The 22214-nt window shown below is 68.6% G+C and carries 24 protein-coding genes; 12 read left to right on the top strand and 12 right to left on the bottom strand.

The features are described from left to right. Positions 1 to 37 precede the first annotated feature (37 nt). A complete protein-coding gene (gene sigJ, locus AB0C30_RS50235; RefSeq protein WP_357957819.1) occupies positions 38 to 946 on the bottom strand; it encodes an RNA polymerase sigma factor SigJ in 909 nt (302 codons plus the stop codon). A 213-nt stretch (positions 947 to 1159) separates the two neighbouring features. Between sigJ and AB0C30_RS50230 the strand changes: the two genes are divergently transcribed. From AB0C30_RS50230 to AB0C30_RS50220, 3 genes are all read left to right on the top strand, one after another. Continuing rightward, positions 1160 to 1753, top strand: a complete 594-nt coding sequence (locus AB0C30_RS50230) for a dihydrofolate reductase family protein (protein WP_357957817.1) — start codon at positions 1160 to 1162, stop codon at positions 1751 to 1753. Further along, positions 1750 to 2670, top strand: coding sequence for an NAD(P)-dependent oxidoreductase (locus AB0C30_RS50225; protein ID WP_357957815.1), 921 nt, complete (start codon positions 1750 to 1752; stop codon positions 2668 to 2670). Before AB0C30_RS50230 ends, AB0C30_RS50225 begins: the two co-directional genes overlap by 4 nt. Before the next feature lie 117 nt (positions 2671 to 2787). After that, positions 2788 to 3849, top strand: coding sequence for an LUD domain-containing protein (locus AB0C30_RS50220; protein WP_357957813.1), 1062 nt, complete (start codon positions 2788 to 2790; stop codon positions 3847 to 3849). Positions 3850 to 4071: 222 nt separating this feature from the next. Here AB0C30_RS50220 and AB0C30_RS50215 read toward each other — a convergent pair whose 3' ends face one another. Further along, positions 4072 to 4515: an ATP-binding protein gene (locus tag AB0C30_RS50215; RefSeq protein ID WP_357957812.1), complete on the bottom strand. Its 444-nt coding sequence runs from the start codon at positions 4513 to 4515 to the stop codon at positions 4072 to 4074. Positions 4516 to 4698: 183 nt separating this feature from the next. On the opposite strand from AB0C30_RS50215, the gene AB0C30_RS50210 reads away from it, so the two are divergent. From AB0C30_RS50210 to AB0C30_RS50185, 6 genes are all read left to right on the top strand, one after another. Continuing rightward, a complete protein-coding gene (locus AB0C30_RS50210; protein WP_357957982.1) occupies positions 4699 to 5520 on the top strand; it encodes a helix-turn-helix transcriptional regulator in 822 nt (273 codons plus the stop codon). Next, positions 5513 to 5731, top strand: a complete 219-nt coding sequence (locus tag AB0C30_RS50205; RefSeq protein ID WP_357957810.1) for a DUF397 domain-containing protein — start codon at positions 5513 to 5515, stop codon at positions 5729 to 5731. Before AB0C30_RS50210 ends, AB0C30_RS50205 begins: the two co-directional genes overlap by 8 nt. 345 nt (positions 5732 to 6076) lie before the next feature. Then, positions 6077 to 8647, top strand: a complete 2571-nt coding sequence (locus AB0C30_RS50200; RefSeq protein ID WP_357957808.1) for a DNRLRE domain-containing protein — start codon at positions 6077 to 6079, stop codon at positions 8645 to 8647. Further along, positions 8644 to 9120, top strand: a complete 477-nt coding sequence (locus tag AB0C30_RS50195; protein WP_357957806.1) for a hypothetical protein — start codon at positions 8644 to 8646, stop codon at positions 9118 to 9120. Before AB0C30_RS50200 ends, AB0C30_RS50195 begins: the two co-directional genes overlap by 4 nt. Before the next feature lie 185 nt (positions 9121 to 9305). Beyond that, complete coding sequence (locus AB0C30_RS50190; protein WP_357957804.1) at positions 9306 to 9746, top strand: hypothetical protein; 441 nt, start codon at positions 9306 to 9308, stop codon at positions 9744 to 9746. After that, positions 9743 to 9895: a hypothetical protein gene (locus tag AB0C30_RS50185; protein WP_357957803.1), complete on the top strand. Its 153-nt coding sequence runs from the start codon at positions 9743 to 9745 to the stop codon at positions 9893 to 9895. The genes AB0C30_RS50190 and AB0C30_RS50185 overlap by 4 nt, the downstream gene beginning before the upstream one ends. Before the next feature lie 3 nt (positions 9896 to 9898). Here AB0C30_RS50185 and AB0C30_RS50180 read toward each other — a convergent pair whose 3' ends face one another. Beyond that, positions 9899 to 10630: a hypothetical protein gene (locus AB0C30_RS50180; protein ID WP_357957801.1), complete on the bottom strand. Its 732-nt coding sequence runs from the start codon at positions 10628 to 10630 to the stop codon at positions 9899 to 9901. 668 nt (positions 10631 to 11298) lie between these two features. Here AB0C30_RS50180 and AB0C30_RS50175 point away from each other — a divergent pair. Beyond that, complete coding sequence (locus AB0C30_RS50175; protein WP_357957799.1) at positions 11299 to 11856, top strand: dihydrofolate reductase family protein; 558 nt, start codon at positions 11299 to 11301, stop codon at positions 11854 to 11856. A 98-nt stretch (positions 11857 to 11954) separates the two neighbouring features. On the opposite strand, the gene AB0C30_RS50170 is transcribed toward AB0C30_RS50175, so the two are convergent. Continuing rightward, on the bottom strand, positions 11955 to 12662 hold the full coding sequence (locus tag AB0C30_RS50170; RefSeq protein WP_357957798.1) for an SDR family oxidoreductase: 708 nt from the start codon (positions 12660 to 12662) through the stop codon (positions 11955 to 11957). A 58-nt stretch (positions 12663 to 12720) separates the two neighbouring features. Between AB0C30_RS50170 and AB0C30_RS50165 the strand changes: the two genes are divergently transcribed. After that, complete coding sequence (locus tag AB0C30_RS50165) at positions 12721 to 13128, top strand: MerR family transcriptional regulator (RefSeq protein ID WP_357957796.1); 408 nt, start codon at positions 12721 to 12723, stop codon at positions 13126 to 13128. A gap of 27 nt (positions 13129 to 13155) precedes the next feature. Here the strand turns inward: AB0C30_RS50165 and AB0C30_RS50160 are convergent, their stop codons facing one another. The 6 genes from AB0C30_RS50160 to AB0C30_RS50135 form a co-directional block, all read right to left on the bottom strand. After that, positions 13156 to 13377, bottom strand: a complete 222-nt coding sequence (locus AB0C30_RS50160) for a helix-turn-helix transcriptional regulator (protein WP_357957795.1) — start codon at positions 13375 to 13377, stop codon at positions 13156 to 13158. Beyond that, a complete protein-coding gene (locus AB0C30_RS50155) occupies positions 13377 to 13868 on the bottom strand; it encodes a DUF2975 domain-containing protein (protein WP_357957793.1) in 492 nt (163 codons plus the stop codon). The genes AB0C30_RS50160 and AB0C30_RS50155 overlap by 1 nt, the downstream gene beginning before the upstream one ends. A gap of 120 nt (positions 13869 to 13988) precedes the next feature. Then, a complete protein-coding gene (locus AB0C30_RS50150; RefSeq protein ID WP_357957791.1) occupies positions 13989 to 14729 on the bottom strand; it encodes a cytochrome d ubiquinol oxidase subunit II in 741 nt (246 codons plus the stop codon). Positions 14730 to 14738: 9 nt separating this feature from the next. Beyond that, positions 14739 to 15989: a cytochrome ubiquinol oxidase subunit I gene (locus AB0C30_RS50145; protein WP_357957789.1), complete on the bottom strand. Its 1251-nt coding sequence runs from the start codon at positions 15987 to 15989 to the stop codon at positions 14739 to 14741. Between the two features lie 96 nt (positions 15990 to 16085). Beyond that, the gene (locus AB0C30_RS50140; RefSeq protein ID WP_357957787.1) at positions 16086 to 16754 is read right to left on the bottom strand and encodes a response regulator transcription factor; all 669 of its coding nucleotides are present in this window, start codon (positions 16752 to 16754) and stop codon (positions 16086 to 16088) included. After that, the gene (locus AB0C30_RS50135) at positions 16751 to 17875 is read right to left on the bottom strand and encodes a sensor histidine kinase (protein ID WP_357957785.1); all 1125 of its coding nucleotides are present in this window, start codon (positions 17873 to 17875) and stop codon (positions 16751 to 16753) included. Before AB0C30_RS50135 ends, AB0C30_RS50140 begins: the two co-directional genes overlap by 4 nt. Positions 17876 to 17939: 64 nt before the next feature. Here AB0C30_RS50135 and AB0C30_RS50130 point away from each other — a divergent pair, with 64 nt between their 5' ends. Next, positions 17940 to 18158, top strand: coding sequence for a hypothetical protein (locus AB0C30_RS50130; RefSeq protein ID WP_357957783.1), 219 nt, complete (start codon positions 17940 to 17942; stop codon positions 18156 to 18158). On the opposite strand, the gene AB0C30_RS50125 is transcribed toward AB0C30_RS50130, so the two are convergent. Together AB0C30_RS50125 and AB0C30_RS50120 are read right to left on the bottom strand one after the other, a co-directional pair. Next, complete coding sequence (locus AB0C30_RS50125; protein WP_357957781.1) at positions 18155 to 19168, bottom strand: acyl-CoA desaturase; 1014 nt, start codon at positions 19166 to 19168, stop codon at positions 18155 to 18157. The genes AB0C30_RS50130 and AB0C30_RS50125 overlap by 4 nt on opposite strands. A 162-nt stretch (positions 19169 to 19330) precedes the next feature. Further along, positions 19331 to 22213 (bottom strand): BTAD domain-containing putative transcriptional regulator, encoded by a 2883-nt coding sequence (locus tag AB0C30_RS50120; protein WP_357957779.1) that lies wholly within the window; start codon positions 22211 to 22213, stop codon positions 19331 to 19333. Between the last annotated feature and the right edge of the window lies 1 nt (position 22214).

Below are 22214 nucleotides of genomic sequence, written 5' to 3'. Positions count from 1 at the left end.
AAGCAGCGGACCGGCAGGGCTGAGGCGCGGACGCGCTTCAGCCCGTCGTCCAGCGACGCAGTTTGTCGGGATTGCGGACCACCCAGATGCGCTTGATCCGATCGTCCACGACCTCGAACGCGAACACCGTCACAGTGGTGCCGTCTTCCTGAGCCACCAGACCGGGCTGACCGTTGACCGTACGTTCCAGGAACGTCATGTTGCCCGGCAGTCGGCCGGCCAGCTCGATCCAGGCGTGTGCGATCTGCTCGCCGCCTTCGATGGGATGCAGGAAGGTGATGGCAGAGCCGCCGCCGTCGGCGATCGCCGTGGCGTCGGGGTCGAGCAGGCCGATGAGGGCGTCGATGTCCTTGGCCTGCCATGCCTGCTTGAAGTCCCTGACGACGCCGGCGCGCTGGGCCGCCGGAGTCGCGGAAGGCCGCGCGGCCCGGATGCGGCGGCGGGCCGAGGAGGCCAGCTGGCGGCACGCCGCTGGACTACGGCCGACGATCTCGGCCACTTCGGCGAAGGAGTGGCAGAAGACGTCGTGCAGGATGAACGCGACGCGCTCGGCCGGGGTCATCGACTCCAGCACGACCAGGAAGGCCAGGTTGACCGACTCATCCAGGGTGACCCGGTCGGCCGGGTCGACCATGGTGTCGCTCGTGACCCACTCCGTACGTTCGGGCAGCGGCTCAGGGAGCCATTCGCCCACGTAGGTCTCACGCCGTGACCGGGCCGAGCCGAGCAGATTGAGGCAGATGCGGCTGGTGACCGTCGTCAGCCAGGCGCCGGGGGATTCGATGGCGTCCTGCTGCTGCGGGGACATGGCGCACCAGCGGGCGTAGGTCTCTTGGACGGCATCCTCGGCCTCGGCCAGGGAGCCCAGGAGCCGGTACGCGACATTGATCAGCTGACGCCGCTCGCTCATGATCGCGCTCAATCCCGGATCGGGTGGGGTGGTCATGGTGTAGCCGGCTCCTTTGGTCGCATCTGCCCTCATCGGTTTCGACAAGACAGCCCACCGGAATGTGAGGTCGTGGTGTCGGCGTACGTGGCCACCACGTGGTGCCCGCGTACCCGGCACGTGGCCGGCACGGATGCCTCCCGCCTCACCTGAACGGCAGGCTCGATACCGAATCGCCGGCTTCCCCAAGCCGGCTGATCCGGAAGGAAAGACATGAGCAAGGTCATCAGCGCCCACGCCGTCTCGGTCGACGGCTACATCACCGGCCGCGGCCCCGGCGCCGGACGCGGCCTCGGCGACGCGAACATGCTGTTCGACTGGTACTTCAACGGCGACACACCCAGCCAGACGTTCGACGGATTCAACCTCAGCGAGCCCAGCGCCCGCCTCTTCGACATTCTCGCCGGACGCGTGGGCGCGATCGTGGCCGGCCGCAACACCTACGACGACTCCGACCACTTCGGCGGCGGCAGCCCGCACCCGGCAGCCCCGCTGATCCTCCTCAGCCACCGACCGGCCCCAGAAATCACCGAGCGGCAGACCCTGATCACCACCGGCATCCAGGACGCGATCGCGGTCGCCCGCCAGTTCGCCGATGGCAAGGATGTCGGCCTCATGGGCGGCGGCGTGCTGGCCGCCGCGCTGGAAGCGGGCCTCGTCGACGAGGTGATCCTCCACCAGGTGCCCGTCCTGCTGGGCGCCGGCCGCCCCTTCTTCCGGGAGCTCCCGAAACACGTACACCTCCGTCTGCTGGAGGCCGTCCCGGCCCCCGGCGTGACCCACCTGCGCTACGAGGTGGCCCGATGATCCTCATCACCGGAGGGCTCGGCATGATCGGCGCCCACACCGCCCGCGCCCTCGTCGACCTCGGACACCAGGTCGTCGTCACCGCACACCGCCGCACCAAGGTCCCCTCGTTCCTGGCCGGCCGGGTCACCGTGGAATCCCTGGACGTCACCGACCGGGACGCCTTCCTGGCCCTGGCCGATCGCCACGACATCAGCGACATCGTCCACCTCGCCGGCAGCATCCCTGACAAGGACCCGGTCACCTTCTTCCGTACGGACACGATCGGCCTGCTCAACGCGCTGGACGCCGCCCGCGCCTGGGGCGTGCGCAGATTCGCCGTCGCCAGCAGCCTCGGCGTGTACATCGGCGCGGCCGAGACCCGCTGGCACGAGGAGCTCGCGCTGCCCACCGCGGACCTGCCGCACCTGATCATCGCCTTCAAGAAGGCCGTCGAGCCGCTCACCACGCACAGCCTCCAGGGCAGCGGCGTCCAGCCGGTCGTGCTCCGGATCGGGAGCATCTGGGGACCGCTGATGGACCCGGAATCACCGTTCAACCCCATCCCGCCGTACATCAACGCCGCACTCCGCGGTGAACAGCCGCAGCCGCTGTACGCCGACGACGGCGGCGACAGCTGCTACGCACCCGACGCCGGGCGCGCGATCGCCCTGCTGATGACCACGGAAACCCTGCGGCACACCACCTACAACGTCTCCAGCGGCCGGCCGTTCACCAACCGCGAGCTCGTGGACGCCGTACGGGCGATCACCCCCGGCTCGCGGCCCGACCTCCTGCCCGGACGACGGAACGGCCCCGGAGACGACCCCTACCTCGACATCACCCGGCTCACCCACGACACCGGCTTCACCCCGGCCTTCGACGTCGGCACGGCGGTCGCCGACTACATCGCCTGGCGCGCCGACAACCCCCGCTGAAGGGGCACTCTCAGCGGATCCTCACATTCAGCGGGGTTGCGTTGTCGAACCGATGAGACGAACACGCCACCCACGAAGCCGTCGTACACCGGCTTCGAGGCGACCAGGAGGAAACCGATGAGCGACTTTCAGGCCATCGCCGACCGCGTCGAGATCGAGGCGCTGCGCGCCGAGTTCACCGACGCGGCGATGATGCGCGACCGCCCCCGCCTCGCGTCCCTGTTCACCCACGATGGCGCGCTGCGGATACCCACTATCCCCGAGATGGTCGGCCGGGAGCAGATCCGCTCCGAGGGCGAGCGACTGCAGAGCCAGTGGGACTTCTTCGTGCAGAACACGCACCCGGGCACGATCCAGCTGGACGGCGACACGGCGACCGGCCGCGCCTACATCCAAGAGATCGCACGTACCCAGGACGGCCGCGAGGGCGTGAACTACGCCGTCTACCACGACCGCTACCAGCGCACCGGCGAGGGTTGGAAGTTCACGGAGCGGGCCTACGAGGTCAGATACCTCGACACCACCCCGCTGGCAGGCTCGGCGCCCCGCACGGCCGAGGCGCCCGTTGCCGCGCCGTTTGCCGACCGGGCGTCCGATCAGCGCCTGGAGCGGGCGGCCGCCGCGCTGACCGCACACGGTTTCACCGTGGAAATCCTCGACGACGCCGCCGCCGCGCGTACCCGCGTCAACGACCTGATCCCGGAGGGCGCCAGCGTGTTCACCGGGGCCAGCGAAACCCTCCGCCTGTCCGGCATCGATGAGGACATCAACACCAGCGGCCGATACAAGTCCGTCAAGGCAAGCAGCACGACCATGGACCGTGCGACCCAACTGGCCGAGATCTGGCGGATGATCGCCTGCCCCGACGTCATCGTGGGCAGCGTCGCCGCGGTCACCGAGACCGGATCCCTTGTGGCCGCCTCGGCCAGCGGCAGCCAACTGGCCGGTTACTCGGGCGCCGCGCCCCGCGCGATCTGGATCGTCGGGGCACAGAAGGTGGTCCCCGACCTGAGCACCGCACTGCGACGCGTCGAAGACCACTGCCTTCCGCTGGAGAACGAGCGCGCCATGAAGGCATACGGGCAGCCCAGCGCTCTGAACCGCCTTCTCATCCTCAACGCGGAACCCAACCCAGGCCGCGGCACCGTCCTGCTGCTCCGCGAAGCCATCGGTTTCTGAACCACCAGGAGCGGTTTAGCAGGCGTGACGGCGCCGTCCCTCCAGATTTCGCCGCCACGCCCGTTCTAGCGGACTCTTCCGGACAACAATCCCGTCCAGATCGCCCGAGCCTCATTGATCGGCCGGATAGAGCTCTCATGTACTTCGTGCCTGCGGTCGCGTTGGATGGCCCGGCGTGTGAACGCCTGCCCCGCCCAGCGTCGGTCCAGGTGGGTGCACCTGTCAGGTGTGGGGATCTATGGGAATTCGGGCGTGAACCATGCGTTCATGACTCTCGGTCAGGCTCGTATCCCAGGCGCCGTGGCAGATATGATCAACGATCTGTAGTCCCCTGCCTCCCACTACGAGACCGTCCAAGTCCCGCGAGTCTGCGCAGCGCCGTTGCGGATATTCGGTGGGATGTCCAGGATCCGTCACTGTCACGCGCACCGACGTGGGATCCATATCGATGCTGAGCTGAACCCATTGCCGACCCGGACGGAAATGCGCATGCGTCACGGAGTTGGTCACCAATTCGGAGACCACCAACTCGACATCCTCCAGCAGTTCACTTTTCAGCCCCAAGCCGAGGGCTGACCATATGCGCACGATTTGGCGGGCTTGGCGTGGAGTGTCGGGGCTGGCGCGAAGCAACGTCCGGTGTGTTTGGGAGCTATGTGCATACATGGATCCACCCTGGGGTGAGGACATATCTGGGGCATCGAGACTTACGGCCCCAAGATTTCGGTAGGCCCTCTCAGAATGGCGTTACCTCCCTGTCCAGTCCGCAAAAGTAGGCGTACAGTTCCTTCCGGATTCACTGGGTGGCCGTAAGTGGGGGAGTACGGGGAGAGGTTCGAAAGGGTTGTTATGGCCGAAAATGGGCAGGATCCTGGTAGGAAGGCATGGAAGGAATTCGCCTCCCGCCTACGTTCGTACCGGACGGAACAAGGGTTGAGCCAAGAGCGTCTAGCGGAGCGACTTCCCTACAGCGAGAGCGCCGTGGGGCACGTTGAGCGCATGATGCGCAAGCCGGGCGAAGCGCTGACACGAGAGATCGAGAAAGCTCTTGGCCTCCACGGGCAGCTCCTGGAGCTCCTCCCGCAGATACACAACTCTCTCGGGCCGAAGTGGTTCCAGGAGTGGCCACGTGTGGAGGCCGCCGCGCACACCATACGTACCTCGGAGCCGATGATCATCCCCGGTCTGCTCCAGACGGAAAGCTACGCTAGGCAAGTATTCCTCGGCGAACCAGGCGCGACCGAAGACCAAGCTGAGAAGGCGGTACAGCTTCGAATTCGACGACAGTCTGTTTTTCTCCGAAAGCCACCTCCGATGTATTCGACCCTGGTCGATGAAAACGTTCTGCACCGACCGGTGGGCGGGAAAGAGGTGATGCGCGAACAGCTTGCGAAAATCCTAGAGATCCTCAATCCTCCTTACGTCACACTCAGGGTGCTACCCCTTGCGGCAGGGCTGACCACGGGCCTGCTGGGCGCGTTCGAGGTGGCTACTATGAGGGACGGCGGACCTGACCACGCCTATATAGAGAGCGCTGAGGAAGGTCGAGTAACCAATCGCACTCAGACCGTGCAAGCGCTTATTGTGCGATGGGATGCCCTGTCCAACATGGCGCATCCCGTTGACGCCAGCAGGGAGATCATACGCGAGGTGATGAGCCGCTATGAGTAACACACCAGGTCTGCCGGTAGGGGTCTGGACCAAGGCGAAAGCGTCGGGTGGCAACGGCGGTAGCTGTGTCGAGGTGATGCGGCGCGCCGACGACTCGGTTCTGGTGAGGGACACCAAGGATCACGGATCGGGGCCCGTTCTGGCGTTCACTCACGCAGAGTGGTCAGCCTTCCTGGACGGGGCCGGTAAGGGAGAGTTCGACCTCTCCTAGCTCACTTTCCGTAGAAGGGGTTCGGCTTGAGCCGGGCCCCTTTTGCCTGCCTGAGATTTCCTACGCCGGAAGTATGGGAGGCATCCGTACACGCCATGCTGCGGAAACCCACGCTCTGGTCATCGCGCCATGACTCAGCGTTGATCTTGCCGCACAGCCGTTCGCGATCTACGCTCACTCCGAGTTTTCCGGATTGTCAGGATCTTCATGGAGATGGCGCCTTTGCGGTTTACACGGTCGTTACGAAGCTCAGCTCTCGCCGTCACAGCGAGTGCGGCCCTCGCCGCCTCGATCCTCAACCCCCCGCCCGTCCAAGCACAACAAGCTGGCCCGTCGCCTGTTTCCATGGAGGCCGCGACCAAGCAGCTACCAGGTGAGATCCTGGGCGCCGCCACAGAATCTCGGCGAGTGGTCCGTCGGCAGGACGGGCAGGTGATCATCGAAACCTGGTCCCGACCCGTGCGACTCAAGCAGAACAACGGAGCGTGGGCCTGGATCGATACGGGGCTCGTCGAGAAGGACGGCGCTTTTCGGCCGAAACTCGTGAAGGCTTCGCTCGCTTTCACGGCAGGCGGACAGTCCGAACCGTTCGCCCAGTTGTCGACCGCCGGAGGTCAATCGCTGGCCCTGTCATGGCCGACGCCGCTCCCGCGCCCTCAGATCTCGGCGAACCGAGCGACGTACGACCTGGGCGACGGCGCCCAGCTTGTGGTCAGCGCCATGGCAGCGGGATTCCGCTACGAGATCGTCCTCCAGCGTCGTCCGACGATACCCCTGGACCTCACACTTCCCGTGCAGGTGAAGGGCGCCTCGTCCGGCGAGCGGCGGGAGGAGCTCGTGGACGCTCAGGGGCGAACCGTTCTGCGAGCGTTGACGCCCCGCCTGCACATCAAGCCAGGACGGCGGACGGCCACGAAATCAGCCCCCAGCGCGTTCAAGAGCGAGCAGTCCGGCGACAACCTGCGGGTGGCGCTGGACGGCGCCAAGCTGGACACCGCGGCCTTCCCCGTGACGATCAGCGGCTCGGTCGCGATGCCGACGAGTGCGGACGTGGACGTCTCCGACGAGGGCGGCACAGGCGACCCGTCTTCGCCGTTGCTGATGACCGGCGGCATCTTCGGCATACGCAACCGCGGCCTGCTGCGCTTCGACACCATGGCTCTCACGGGTCAGCGCATCATCGACGCGAAATTGTCGGTGGTGAACACCGATGGCCCGGGCTGCGGAGAGAGTGGAGACGGCATCCAGGTCCGGCGGACCACCAGCCGCTGGGATCCGTACAACCTCACCTGGGCCAACAAGCCGGCCACGACCACCGAGGGCGCCACGATCGTCACCCAGTCCCACGCCAGCGACTGCGGCAGAGGGACACTCGACTGGCCTGTCAAGGAGATCGCCGCAGCATGGGCGAGCGGCAGCCCTAACTATGGGCTCACACTGCAGGAGCCGAACGAGGCCAACACCTCCGACAACTTCCGCGAGCTCGCCTCCACCGAGTACGGCGACCCCGGCACCGAGGTGCCGAAGCTGACGGTCGTCACCCAACCGGTCCCGGCACCCCAGGTGCTGTACCCGGCGGGACCCGACGGGGTGGAAGTGTTCACCGCGCCCGCGGACTGGAAGCTGGACGGGCTACCGGTCTCCTCAGAGAACGTGCACGCGTTGAACGGCGCTGACAACCGTGCACAGGCCAACGCCACCACCTTGGCCCCGCCCTACTTCGACCCGGCCAGCGGGCGGGTGGTCGCTCCCGCGACGCCGGCGGGCAAGGACACCGCGAGCAAGGTGCTGAGCGGGATCGCGGTGGACAACGGCGACGCCGACGAGACCCTCGCGATCGGTTTCGAGAACGAGGATTCACCGGCGGCCAGGACTGCCGCAGTGGCCGCCGCGGAAACCCCGTACTCGATCACTCCCCGATACGCCGAGGTCGCCAACAGCTACCAGGCGCTGAACACCATCACCGACCAGGTGCTCGACCTGGACGAGACGATCCCGGCGGGAACCGCGCTGTTCGCCACGCAAATCTGGCCCCAGCGCAATCTGGCCGTGGTGCAGTCCACCGACGCATCCGCGGGGCTACGTAAGGCATTGGCGGACCGGTACGGCACGTACAACGTCGCCATCTGGCTGCGGTCGGAGAGTGACCGTCCGCGCCTGGACGTCGGCACGACATCCTCCGCCTCCACCTCCGCCGCGGACACCCGGCAGAAGGACACGGGAAAGCTCAACGGCGGCTCAGCGTTCTCTTCCTCCAATCCCGACGGCACCGAAGGGGGGTGCACGACTGGATTCGCCATGGGGACTGCGGCCGACCACCTCATGGTGAGCGCCGGGCACTGCGTTGTGTCTGACGGAATCACGAGCGCTGGTGTCGTCGAATGGACGAACTGGGTGGCCGGTCAAGGAACGATCAAACTGCCGAATCAGCCCACCTATTATGGCGACGTGTCCCTGATACAGACGGTACTCGGCCGGGTCACCAGCCCCACCATCTTCATCGGTAGCAGGGACTCAGCAGAAAAGCAATGGGTGGGCGGGCGATTCTCGGTCCCCGCGCGAGAAACAGACCAGTACTGCGTCGGCGGTGCCAGCCCGGATACAAAGACCCTGTCCAACGGACAGATCTGCGGCTTCAAGGTCACCGACATCGGCTGGAAGGTCGAGGGCTCGAAGCCGAAGAGCACGACACGCTGGCTTCAGGTTGGTAAGAAATCCGGCCGGTGCACGATCAGGGGCGACTCGGGCGCTCCGGTCTACACCTTCCGCAAGGGCGATGGATACGTGGTGGCCAAGGGCATCCACCACGGCAGCAACAACGTCGATAACAAGCCTAGCGTGTCCACCTGCGTGAACTACTTCACCGACATCCATGACGTGATGAAGGCAGTCGGCAAGGACGTCTACAAGAAATGAACCCCCTGGGCCCGTCCTTCCTGTGGCGCATGTTCTGCCTTCTGGTGCTGGCCGTCGCCGTCTCCATGGTGGCTGGCATGCGGGAGTCCCGGCCGGTCGAACCGCCCTTTCCCGGGCGGATCGACACGGTCATGGTGGAAGGACGGGTCCTCATCCTGCAGGTCTTCGGCGGGGCGAGCGACCCGGCATGTCTCCAGACCGACAAAGTCGAAGCCGTCGAGTCCGAGGCGAGTGTTCGGCTTCGGATAGTGCTTCGCGATGCCTGCCCGCCCCCCGAGCGCACGCTGCTGGAGATGTGGCGGGACAAGTTGTGGCCGCCTGCCGTGCTCGACATCCTCCGTGGCGTCGAAGTGCCCATCCTACTCGAGCGGCCCTTGGGACGCAGGAAGGTCGTCGACGAGACAGGCCGCGAGCTCCGGGTCTGCCCGATCACGGGCTCGCGACGGAAGACCATGCAACAGTGCCTGACGTAGGTGCGGGTGCCGAACGCTGCAGCCAAGCTCCCTCGGAGGTCAGCCCAACCGGCCTCCGACAGGTGATCACCGACCTGCTCCATCGAGACCGCCGCAGCAAGCTCTCCGGTCTACGGGCTCTCGCACGCCGCTCCGGTGTAATTCTCTGAGCTTCCCATCCGACTTGGGTGGCGAGGAGAAGCGATTTGGCCATCTGCGTGTTGGTGAGTGGCGCCGCGTTCCGCGCTTTTCGAGCGCGCTTCGCCGCCGCACTGGCCGCCGACCGCGGCGTTCCCGTGGCCCTGGGCGACCTGCGGCACCCGCCGCTGGCTCCCGGCTCGCTGGCCGGGTTGTGGTCGGTCGCGGCCCTCCTGCACGTACCGGCCGCCGAGACCGTCCCCACGCTGCGCGCCTGGCACGCGGCCCTGCGCCCTGGGGGCGTGCTCGGGCTGAGCACCTCGGCCGGCGACGGCGAGGTCTGGGAGCCGGTCCCGCACGACAAAGGGCTCCAGCGCTGGTTCGTACACCGCGAGCCGCGCACGCTGCTCGCGATCCTCGCCGAGATCGGCTTCGAGGTACGCGAGCACGCCGAGAACACCACCCACCGCACGTGGCTCAGCGTGCTCGCCATCCGCCACGAGGTTTGACCATCCACTGTCCCACGCTCACCATCACCGTGCGAATCGGCAAGGCCGGCAGCATACTGCTCGACGACCGCGTCCACGTCACCCTGCTCAAGCTCCACCTGGGCCGAGTTGATCTCGTGCTCGGCCGCGCCGACGTGCTTGTGAAGTAGCGATCAGACGGCCAAGTCGTCGGGGTCGGACCTCGTTCCCGTGTCGAACCTCGCCGTCACGGGCGCCGCGCTCCAGTCGCTCACCTCATCGCCCCTGTCGACGCGCAGCAGCCGCGCCTGCATGACGTCCGTCAACCGGTCGGCGCCGGGCAGGAACTCCGGGCCGTTGACGAAGTGCATGACGGCCCCGACGACGTCCTGACGGTCGTCCTCGTCGAGGTCCTCGGCGTCGAACGGCCTCCAGCCCGTCGCGGTGGCCGCCGCGAGAAGGCGAGCCGGGTCGTGGACGTGCACCTCCAGCAGGCTGATCGTGCGTACGACCGGCCCGGGGAAGGCCTCGAGGCGGGCATCACCCGGTGTGCGGCTCTCAAGGTCGCCACCGAGGCCGGCCGAGTCGCCGCGGCCCCGCCGCAGGGACTCCCACGTGGCGGCCAGCTCGGGGGCGTCGGCCCAGGTCCCGTTCACGACATCGGCCAGCGTACGACGGAAGGAGGCGGCGGGCGCGTCGGGCAGAGCCGCCGCGATCCGCTCCGACTCAGCGCGGGCGGCGGGGCCCAGGCCGTTCTCCAGCACCGAGGAGAGAAGGTAGGCGGCGTGCTGAGCGACGGCTGGATCGGTGCAGGTCAGTACGGCATGCAGGGTCGCGGGCTGACCGGAGCGCTCGACGAGGGCGTACACCCTGCTCTTGGCGCGGGTGTGCTCGCAGTGGAAGGCGCGAGGGACGGCAGAAGTCACGATCGGGTTCTCCATCAACGTGAGGTACGTGGAAAACCGCTGGTGGGCGTGGTACGGCCACGCCCCCTGACGGAGAAGTCCTGCCCGCTGGTGCTGCTGGTACGGCCAGCTGCCCGGTTCGGGGTTTGCATCGTACCGCTTGGGTGTTGTTTCGGGTGACTACGCGGCGACTGGACCAGCCGGGGGCGAATTGGTCGCGGGGCGGGCTCGTGTGGGTGAGCGCGTCGCTCAAGCGATTCGAACCACGGGCGAGGGTTGTCGGGACCGACCTCGTTGACCCCGGCCGGCGCAGCCGCTACTGCCGGGCGGCCGGGCCGTGGCCACTTAGGTCACCTCTTCAACGCGACTTTGGTTGCTGCCGGACCGTCCCGGTGACCGGCTACGCTCTGCGGCTATGTCGTGGCCACCGCGCAGGACCTGCGGCCCAGCCTGCTCCGGTCGCGCCGCGACCGTGCCGTCGCCGGGAGCGGCTTCCTGCTGCTGCGGGCGAGAGATATCGATGGCGCGGCGCGCGATGAGTTTTGCGGGAGCCGGTGGTCTGAGTGCGTGAGTGACCAACCGCTGAGCACGAGCTGATCGAGCGGTGGGCGCTGATCGGAGCTCAGGCAAGCGCCCCCATGGGGCGTTGGGACCGTCCCGGCGCGGGACGAAACAAATGGAGGCACCGGATGCGGAAGCTGATTCTGGGTTTTTACGTCTCGCTCGACGGCAAGAGCGCTGACGGGGACAACGGAATCCGGGACGTCATGATGAGCATCGACGACCGCGAGCAGGAGGAGTATTTTGTCAGCCGGCTGTGGGAGGCCGGGGCCTTCCTCATGGGCCGCAACACCTACGAGGCCATGGCCGGATACTGGCCCGGCTCCGACCATCCGTCTGCCAGGGCCATGAACGAGATCCCCAAGGTCGTGTTCTCCCGCACCCTGAAATCGGCCGACGACTGGCCCGAGACCCGCATCGCCGGCGGTGACACCGCGGAGGAGATCGCCAAGCTCAAGGCCGAGCCCGGTAAGGACCTCGTCGCCGCCGGTGGCACCGAGTTCATGCACTCCCTGATCAAGCTCGGCGTGGTCGACGAGTACCGGCTGTGGGTGCTGCCCGCCGTCACCGGCAAGGGCGCGCCGCTGTTCCCCGAGCTGGATCAGGCTGTGAACCTGCGCTTGGTGAAAAGCACGTCCTTCCCGTCCGGCGTCCTCGAACTGGTGTACGTGCCGGCCGACAAATAATACCCAGCAAGCGACACAGTCACGGTGGCACCGGGGGCAGGCGCCTGCCCGTCCCCAGTACCGGCCGCGCCTGAGAAACCGCGGTCGAACCCAGCAGGTCAGGCCGTGAGGGCGGCCGCCGCTTCCCGGTAGATGACATTCGGGTCCTCCGACAGCCATGCCTTCACCTGGCGGCTCCAGTCGTCGGCGAGCACCTCGGGCCGGTGCGCCTCGATGCCGTCGAGGGCCGCCGCGACGATCACCTCGGGGGCGCTCTTGTCGCCGTCGTACCAGGCCATCATGTCGGTGTCCGCGGCGCCCAGGTGCAGGCCCGTCACCAGGGTGCGCTGGTGGGCCAGCTCCAAACGTACGGCGTTGGTGAGCGCCCATTCGGCGGCCTTCGCCGCGTGGTATCCGCCCGCGCCGTCGAAGGCGAGCCACGAGATCGCGGACAGAACGTTGAGGATCGCGCCGTCGGCCAGCTGGGGCGCGAAGGCACGGATCACATTGAGGGTGCCATAGAAGTGGGTGTCCATCTCGCGGCGAATCGTGTCCAGGTCCCCGGTGACCAGATTCGCCCCGGTCGAGATGCCCGCATTGTTGATGACGATCTTGACGTCAGGTGCCGCTGCCGCCGCGGCGGCGACCGATGCCGGATCCGTGATGTCGAGGCGCAGCGGGATGACCCCCGGTACGTCGATGAGCTCCGGGCGGCGGGCAGTGGCGTACACCTTGCCTGCGCCGCGGTCGAGGAGAGAAAGGACGAATTGCCGTCCGAGGCCGCGGTTGGCCCCGGTCACCAGCACATGTGCTCCGTTGATCTGCATGCGGATAGGCTAAAACCTGACGTTGACGTCAGAGGCAACTCTTGTGATGGAGGTCACGGTGCGTATCGGCGAGTTGGCGGCGAAGTCGGGCGTGAGCGTACGGGCCCTGCGCTACTACGAAGAGCAGGGACTGCTGGACGCGTACCGGAGCGGCTCCGGGCAGCGCCACTACCCCGAGTCGGCGGCCGACCGTGTCCACCTGATCCAGATGCTTTACGCCGCCGGTCTGTCCAGCCGGACCATCGCCGAACTGCTGCCCTGCGTCGAGGCCAAGGCCAGTACTCCGGAGTCGCGCGCCCAGCTCGCCGCCGAGCGCAATCGCATCGATGCCCAGATCGCCGCGCTGACCCGTACCCGTGACCGCCTGGACGTGATCATCCGGAACACCGAAAGCCCGGACAGCGGCTGCGCGTGGATCGCGGACCACGACGTCGCCGCAGAGGCAAGTCTCTCCGCGACGCCGTGATCGCCGCGGCATGGCGGTGTGGGCGCGTCATCCGTCCGCGGCGTCCTCGGCCTCCCAGCGCAGCAGGTCGCCCGGCTGGCACTGGAGCACCTCGCAGAGCGCGGTGAGCGTCGTGAAGCGCACCGCCTTGGCACGGCCGTTCTTGAGCACCGCCAGGTTGGCGGGCGTGATCCCTATGCGGTCCGCGAGCTCGCCCACGGACATCTTCCGCTTGGCCAGCATCACGTCGATGTCGACGACGATCGGCATCAGATCATCTCGTCCAGCTCGGCCTGCATCTGCGCCGCTTCGCCGTCCCGCGCGACGGCTTGGGCGAGCAGCACCCGCAGCACGCGCACGATGAGCGCGACCCCCAGGATGGCCACGCCAATGCCGGCCATGATGACGGTGACGCCCGGGTCGTCCCGCTGGCCCGGCGCGTTGATGGCCGTGACCGCGAACCACACGAAGGCGGCCGCCACGATCGCGCCGATCACGATGTCCACGTACCGGAAGGCGGCGTGGGAGAACACGGTTCCGCGTCGCACCATCGTCACCAGCCGCCATACGCAGACCACGGCGACCTGGACCGACACCATGCCCAGGATCGTGATCACGCGCAGCGGGGTCAGCGGGAGCGACCCGTCCTCCGGGTCGTTCCCGCTGATCAACGTCCACACCATCAATACCTGTATGAACACGGTGCCGACGAGCACCACCCCGAGCACGGCCCGCAGCGCGAGCACTGTCAGTTTCCCCATGGCGCATCCTTCCATCGAGTTGCGATGGAAATCTATCGAGTTTCGATAGGTTAAGCAAGGGCTGGGCTACAGCCTGCCCGCCGACCAGGGCGGGCAGGGTCCGAGGATGGTCTCCCCCGGTTACAGGTACGACGGGCCGGTCACCCGGTGCCGGAAGGTCCACCAGACCCACGCCTGTGAGGCCACCAGGAACGGGATCAGCGTGAGGATGACCGGCACCAGAAGCGCGCCCGAGGTGCCCGGGGCCAGAGGCAGCCGGAAGCCCGCCAGGACGCCGATCGCCACCAGGGCCGTCGCCGTCAGGGCGTACGTGCGGCCCTCTCCGGTGCCGCCGGACAGCACCGCCGCGCGCTCGCGCAGCACGCCCCGCAGCCGCAGCGCCGCGAACGACAGCCCGTGCGTGGCGAACAACGCGGCCACCAGCAGGGCGGGCAGCAGCGCGAGAGGCCCATGGATGCCGAGCAATACGTCACTGAGCAGCGAACCCCAGCTGAGCGCCAGCCCCCAACTGCCCGCCACGACGGCGCCGTCCCAGAACCCCTGCCACCGGACGCCCGCCAGCCGCCCACGCAGCCACAGGCCCATGTCCCGGATGACCCAGGAGAGCAGCAGCGCCACGACGAGCGAGTAGTTGCCGCTCAGCAGCGAGCCCTCCAGAGCAGGGAAGAGCCCGGCGAGCACTCCGGCTGTGGCCACCAGCCACACCTCGTTGCCGAGGAAGAACGGCGCGATCGCGGCGATCGCCTCACGTCGCTCGCCCGGAGTGCGGCCCAGATACGGCAGCACCATGCCGACGCCGATGTCCGCTCCGGCCAGCACGAGGTAGCCGATCGCGAAGAAGGCCAGAATAAGGATCTCCATGACGGCTCCTCAGAAGGTCAGTACGGGGGCGACGGTCTCGAGCGGGCGGTCGCCCAGCGCGACGGCATCCGGCCCCTTACGGGCAGTCCTGGCCAGCAGCCAGTAGTTGACCAGGATGAGTACGGCGAACACGGTGACGAACGCGGTCAGCGAGAACCTGATCTGCCCGTACGACACCGGTGACATGGCGTCGGCGGTCTTCAACAGGCCGTACACGGCCCAGGGCTGACGCCCCATCTCACGGAACATCCAGCCGGCGATCATGGTCACGAACGGGACGGGGATCAGCGCCGTCAGCAGCCAGTGCCACGGCCGGAAGCCCCGTACGACCGGCCGGAACAGCATCAGCAGAAAGCTCGCCCCGGAGACGAAGAAGAGCACCGCGAAGAGCGACATCATGGTGATCCCGGAGGCGCGCACCCACCCCAGCGACGGCAGGTAGTCGCCCGGACCGTACATGGCCACCATGTCCGCCTGCACCTCGGCCATCCGCCGCGCGCTGCCCGACCAGGCGGCCAGCTTGGTCAGTTGCATCGTGTCGAAGCCGAGTCCGCCGAACGTCGCGGTGAACAGCGTCGCGGGCAGCGCCACGCAGATCCCGATGCGCAGCGACTTGCGAAAGAAGTCCTGCTCGGCCGTGCGCTTGGCCAGGTGGTACGCGCTCACCCCGGCCATGAGGAAGCCACCGACGATCAGCGCGCCGCCGCCGATGTGGAAGAAGGCGACCAGCGCCGCCGGATTGGCCACCAGCGCGCCGAAGTCGGTGAGGTGCAGGACGCCGTCCTTGAGCTGGTAGCCCACCGGGTTCTGCAGGAAGCCGTTGGAGATCAGGATCCAGAACGCCGAGGCGTAGGCCGTCAGCGTGACGACCCAGATCAGTGCCAAGTGCGCCCAGCGGTTGAGCTTATTCCAGCCGAAGATCCACAGGCCCAGGAAGGTGGACTCGATGAAGAACGCCACGATCGTCTCGATCGCCAGGGACGAGCCGAACACGTTCCCGGCGAACTCGGTGAGCCCGCTCCACGACAGCCCGAGCTGGAACTCCATGACGAGCCCGGTGACGATGCCCATCGCGTAGTTGATGATGTAGAGCTGCCCCCAGAACCGCGTCATCCGCATGTGCACCGGGCTGCGGGTCAAGGTGGCCCAGGTCTGGATGACGGCCACCAGCGTCGCCAGGCCGAGGGTCAGCGCGACGAACAGGAAGTGCGCCCCCGCGGTGAGGGCGAACTGCAGGCGGGCGAGGTCTACGGTCTCCATGGTCAGAGGTTCTGGCCAAGGTCATCTCCGCCGCGTCATGCTGGGGCGGGCACCTGCCGTACACCTGTGGTGTCAACCGGCCGCCCGCCGTACAACTCAGGGAGTAAGCCAGCCTGGGGTGATCATGCCGGCCTCGTAGGCGAGCACCACGAGCTGCGCCCGGTCGCGCGTGCCGAGCTTGGTCATGATGCGGCTGACGTGCGTCTTGGCCGTGGCCGGGCTGAGCACCAGCCGGGCCGCGATCTCGTCATTGGACAGCCCGGCCGCGACCAGCGCCATGACCTCGCGCTCGCGCTCGGTGAGCGCGTTGAGCCGGGGGCCCGGCTCCGGGCGCTTGACCCGGCCCGCGAACTCGGCGATCAGCCGCCGGGTCACCGAGGGCGCGATCAGCGCGTCACCTCTGGCCACCACGCGCACCGCGTGGATCAGCTCGGCCGGCTCCGTGTCCTTGACCAGGAACCCGCTGGCCCCCGCCCGGAGCGCCCCGTAGACGTAGTCGTCGAGGTCGAACGTGGTCAGGATGATCACCTTGACGCCGTCGAGCCGCGGATCGGTGACGATCGCGCGGGTCGCCTCCAGGCCGTCCAGCTCGGGCATCCGGATGTCCATCAGCACCACGTCGGGCCGCAGCTCGCGGGCCTTGGCCACGGCCTCGGCGCCGTTGGCCGCCTCGCCGACCACCTCGATGCCGTCCTCGTCGCTCAGGATGGACCGGAACCCGGCCCGTACGAGATTCTGGTCATCGGCGAGTACGGTGCGGATCATCGAACTCCGTTCAGCGGTAAGTGGGCGACGACCTGGAAGCCGCCATCAGGCCGGGGGCCCGCCTCCAGTGTGCCGCCCAGCGCGGTGGCGCGCTCCCGCATGCCTTGCAGCCCGAACCCGGTCCCGCCGGTGAACGTCGCGCCCGGTCCATCATCCTCCACGCGGATCACGATATTTCCGGACTCGTTGGTGACGGTCAGCCGGGCCGTATCGGCTCCCGAGTGCCGGGAGACGTTCGTCAGGGCCTCCCTGATGATGCGTGCCGCGGCCAGGTCCACCTCGGCCGGTACCTCGTCCAGCGGCCCCGACAGCTCGGTCCGCACGTCCAGCCCCGACGCCGCGACCAGCGCCTCCATCCGGGCCAGGCTGTCGGCGGGCGCGGTCGGCGCGCCCTCGTCCACCTGCCGCAACACGCCGAGCGTGGTACGCAGCTCGCGCAGCGTCTCCTTGCTGGCCTCCTTGATCGCCCGGAGCGCGGCCTCCGCGTCCTCCGGCCGCTTCTTCAGCCCGTGCAGCGCCGCCGCGGCCTGCACGTTGATCATCGAGATGTTGTGCCCCAGGAGGTCGTGCAGCTCCCTGGCGATGCGCAGCCGCTCCTCGCTCGCCCGCCGCCTGGCCTCCTCCTCCTTGCCGTGCAGGGCGTCGAGCACGCGCTGCTCGGCCTCCCGGAGATAGGCGCGCCGGTTGCGGGTGACGCCCCCACCGGCGACCGCGGCCACTACCCATCCGGTGATCAGGATGAACATACTGTCGTCCACATGCCTGGTCCCGCCGGTCTCGCCCAGGCCCATGGCCAGCATCGTGGTCGCGCCCGCGGCGATGGCGGCGATCAGGTGGCCCAGGTCGGCGGCGGTGTAGAGGACGACGAACGCCATGATCAGGATCGGCCCGTCGAGCCGGGCCAGGGGATAGTAGAGCGCGACGGCCGCCAGCACGACGATCAGCGCCACCACCGGGTAGCGGCGCCGCGCCAGCACCCCGGCACTGGCCACGAGCGGCAGCACGATGTCGAGCGCGTTCGGTGCCAGGGCGGGCTGAAAGAAGGAGGTGGCGACCGTACCTGCCAGTACGACGATGACCACCGCGACCGACACGATGGTGCTGGCCGACAACCTTCGCATGGGCCCATTCTGTACGGAGGACCGCTCGGGTGGCCAACCGCCCCGCAATGGGTAGAGCCGGAGCATGAGCGAACAAGACGACTTGCGGCACGTCGAAGAGGACCTGGCCAGGCTGCGCGCCGAGACCAAGGACCTGCGTGACCAGATCCGCGACATGGGCGCCACCGACCAGGTGGAGATCAGCGCGATGATCAGCATGGCGGACGAGCAGGAAGAGCTGATCGCGGAGCTGGAAGGCCGCCGAGACGACCTCCTCCGACGTCTCAAGGGCGCCAGTGGCTAGCGCAGGGGCGCGCCCACTTCGTGCAGATGCCGCAGGGCCTGCCCGTACGAGGTGATCAGTCCCGTCTCCAGGTAGCTGACCCCCAGGTCGGCGCAGTACTGCCGGACGATCGGCTGGGCCTTGCGCAGGTTCGGCGACGGCATGTTGGGGAACAGGTGGTGCTCGATCTGGTAGTTGAGCTGCCCGAGCGCCACGTCCACGAACACGCCGCCCTTGACGTTGCGCGAGGTCAGCACCTGCTTGCGGAGGTAGTCGAGCTTGTCCTCCTTGGTGAGGATCGGCATGCCCTTGTGGTTCGGCGCGAACGTGCTGCCCAGATAGACCCCGAACAGCCCCTGGTGCACCACCAGGAAGAGCAGCGCCATGCCGAACGGCAGCACGGCGAAGATCAGGCCGAAGTAGCAGGCGAAGTGCGCCAGCAGCAGCGCTCCCTCCATCCTGCGGTGCTTCGTCGTCGGCTGGAACACCGCCTTGACACTGGCGATGTGCAGATGCCACGCCTCCAGCGTGAGCAGCGGGAAGAACCAGTACGCCTGCCACTTGGCGATGAACCTCGGCAACCCCCGGCTCCGCTCCACCTGGTCGGTCGACCAGACGATCACGGCGGGCGAGACGTCGGGGTCCTCGTCCTCGTGGTTGGGGTTGGCGTGGTGGCGGTTGTGCTTGGTGTTCCACCAGCCCCAGCCCAGGCCGATGCCGAAGTCACCGATGATCAAGCCGAGGATGTCGCTCGCCCGGCGGGTCCTGAAGACCTGCCGGTGACCCAGGTCGTGGGCGACGAACCCGATCTGCGCGGAGGCCACGGCGAGCGCGACAGCCACCAGCAGCTGCCACCACGAGTCGCCGACCCACACGAACAGCGCCCATAGACCGACATAAGCGGCCAATACCAGGGTCAGTCGCACGGCGTAGTAGACCGGACGCCGGTCCAGCAGGCCGGCATCCTGGATTTGTCGGGCCAGTTTGGCGAAGTCACTACCACGGGTTTCGAGCGTGCCTGTATCGGCCACAGGTCTCCTTACTTAGAGGTGGAAGTTACCCCCACCCGGCGCATTCTCCGCGATAAGGAGAGATCACGGCTAGTGCTCCGCCATCGCGTCTGCTCACTAGGCTGCCCAGTATGGTCCATGCCGAGCCATGCTCGGCGCCATGAAAGCGGCTGACGGAGACTGTCACGGGGACGAGAGCGCGTACCTCTCCGGATCCGGGATCGCCGCACCCCTGACCAGGGCCTCCGCATAGCGCTCGGCGCCCAGCGCCGCCCGGCACCGCCCGGCCAGCGCGACCACGTACGGATCGGCCGACTCGGTGATCCCGCGCAGCACCCGGGCCGCCCCCAGCAGCTCGGCGGCCATCAGCGGGTCGCGGTGCTCGGCCACGCCTTCGAGCACGGTCGCGCGGGCCGTCCTGTCCTCGCAGGTGGCCATGAGCTCCAGCGCCCTGCGCGACGGCTCGGCCGGCTCGGCCACGCGGGCCAGCTCGACGTTCATGAACGCCCTGAACTGGGGAGGAGCGTCGACGTCCATGGCCAGGGCGCCGCGCACCAGCCGGGCGGCCGCGCCCGGATCGCCGGAGCGCCGGGCCAGCTCGGCTCTGGCGTGCGTCACCCGGGCGATGGTCAGCGCGTCCTCGGAGCGCAGCGCCGCCTGCCAGGCCCGCTCCAGGGTGGTGGCGGCGCCCGCGTGGTCGCCGGTGCGCATCATGAGCTGGCTGAGCCGCAGCAGGAACATCATCGGCCCGAGCGGCGCCCCCAGCCCGGCCAGCTCCGCCGCGATCGGCTCCGGCTCCTTGGCCAGGGTCAGCGCGCGGGCGAAGTCGCCTCGGTTCTCGGCGGCCAGCGACAGCCAGAAGTAGGCGGTCCACTGCCCCCAGCGGTCGCCGGTCCTGCGCAGTCCGTCGAGCGCCGGCTCCAGCAGGGACTCGGCGCCGTCGACCGCCCCGTACTCGAACCGGACGATGCCCGCCACCAGCAGCGCCGTCGACCTGGTCCACGTGTCGGGATGATCAAGAAGCCGCTGGGCGCTCGCCTCCGTGACGGCCACCACATCGGGCGGCGGACCCATGGCGACGCCCATCGCCCAGGAGTGCAGCGCCGCCGGATGCTCGGACTCCCGGACCGCCCGGCTCGGCTCGGCGCCCATGGCGGCCATCATGCACAGCCCATGGGCCAGCTCCCGCCCCTCGGGCGGGACGTCACCGACCCTGCGCAGCGCGGCGGTCGCGTTCGCGATGACCTCGTGGCGCCGCCCGCGCATGATCCACGGCCACAGCCTGGGCAGGATGACCCGGAGCGGGTCGTCGGAGTGCCGGAACGCCGCGTCCAGATTGCCCTGCTCGGCGTCGAGCACGGCCAGCCACTTGACCTGCTCACCCGTCCGCAGATGCGGCTCGGCGGCCTCGGCCAGCTCGGCGTAGTAGCGGGCATGCGCCTGCCTGAGCTCCAAGAGATCAGCAGTGGTGGTCTCCGTGACGTACTGCCTGATCGTCTCCAGCATCGTGTAGCGGTCACCGGAGAGCGCGATCAGCGACTTGTCGACCAGCGCGGACAGCAGATCGAGATCGCCGCCGCAGACCCGCCCGATCGCCTCGGCCGTCGCCCCGCCGGAGAACACCGACAGCCCCCGCAGCAGCTCCCGCTCCTCCCGCGACAGCAGGTTCCAGCTCCAGTCGATGACCGCGCGCAGCGTGCGGTGCCTGGGTTCGGAGGTACGGCTGCCGCGAAAGCCCAGCCGGTCGCCGAGCTGCTCGACCAGCATGGACACCGGCATCGTCCGCAGCCGGGCGGCGGCCAGCTCGATGGCCAGCGGGATGCCGTCGAGCTCGCGGCAGATCCGCGCGGCCTCGGCCGGGTCCGGGCTCAGGTCGGGCCGGGCGGCGGCGGCGCGGTCGCGGAGCAGCTCCACGGCGGGCTCCTCCGCCAGCGGGAGTACGGGATGCAGGGTCTCGCCGGGGATGTTCAGCGGCTCACGGCTGGTGGCGATGACCCGCAGCCCGGCCACCTCGCCCAGCAGCCACTGCGCCACGCGCGCGGCCTCGTCGATCAGGTGCTCGCAGTTGTCCAGCACGATCACCGGTGACGTGCCGCGCAGCGCCCTGACCAGGTCGGACGTCTTGAACACGGCCTCCAGCGCGGCCCGCACCCCGGCCGCCGGGGCCAGCTCGACCAGCCACACCCCGTCGGGCACGCGCAGCGTCGCGGCGGCCTCGACGGCCAGGCGCGTCTTCCCCGCCCCGCCGGGCCCCACGAGGGTGATCAGCCGGGCGCCCGTCAGTGCCCGGATGCGGGCGACGTCATCGCTGCGGCCGACGAGGAGTGCCCGGATACGGGCGACGTCGTCGCCGCGGCCGACGAAGCTGGTCAACCGGGCGGGCAGGTTGCTCCTGGGCTCCGGCTCCTCGTCACGCAGCGCCGCGAGGTGCGCCTCCCGCAGCTCGGCCCCCGGATCGACGCCCAGCTCGTCCGCCAGCCGCGCCCTGATCCGCTCGAAGACCTCCAGCGCCTGGCCCCGCCGTCCGTCCGCCACCATGGCCCGCATCAGCAGCGCGTGGAACGGCTCGCGCAGCCGATGCTCGGCGACCAGCTCCTCCAGCTCCGCCACGACATCGCCGCCCGCGGCCAGGTCCGCCGCGATCCGGCTCGCCAGCGCCGCCAGCCGCAGCTCCTCCAGCCGGGCGGCCGGGGCCAGCGCGAAGGGCAGGTCGATGCCGGCCAGCGCCGGACCGCGCCAGAGCGCCAGCGCCGCGTGCGCGTCGCCCGCGCGGGCCAGCCGCTCGAACGCCTGCGCGTCCACCTCATCGGCCGGTACGTCGAGCAGGTAGCCACTCGGATGGGAGGAGATCAGCCCGGGAGCCTCCCTGCGCGCCCTGGACACCAGCGACTGCAGCGCGGCCATGGGATGCTCGGGCGGCTCACCCGGCCACAGGTCGTCGATCAGCCGGTCGTTGGTCACCACCCGGCCGGGATCGAGCGCCAGGCGGATCAGCAGCGCCCGCACCCGCGCGCCGCCGATCGCGGCCCCCGCGATCTGGAGCGGCCCCAGGATCCCGATCCGCATC

This window comes from Nonomuraea sp. NPDC048901 (assembly GCF_040649695.1).
GTDB lineage: Bacteria > Actinomycetota > Actinomycetes > Streptosporangiales > Streptosporangiaceae > Nonomuraea.
Note: the sequence above shows the minus strand (reverse complement) of the source record. Positions and strands in the feature narration are given on the sequence as shown.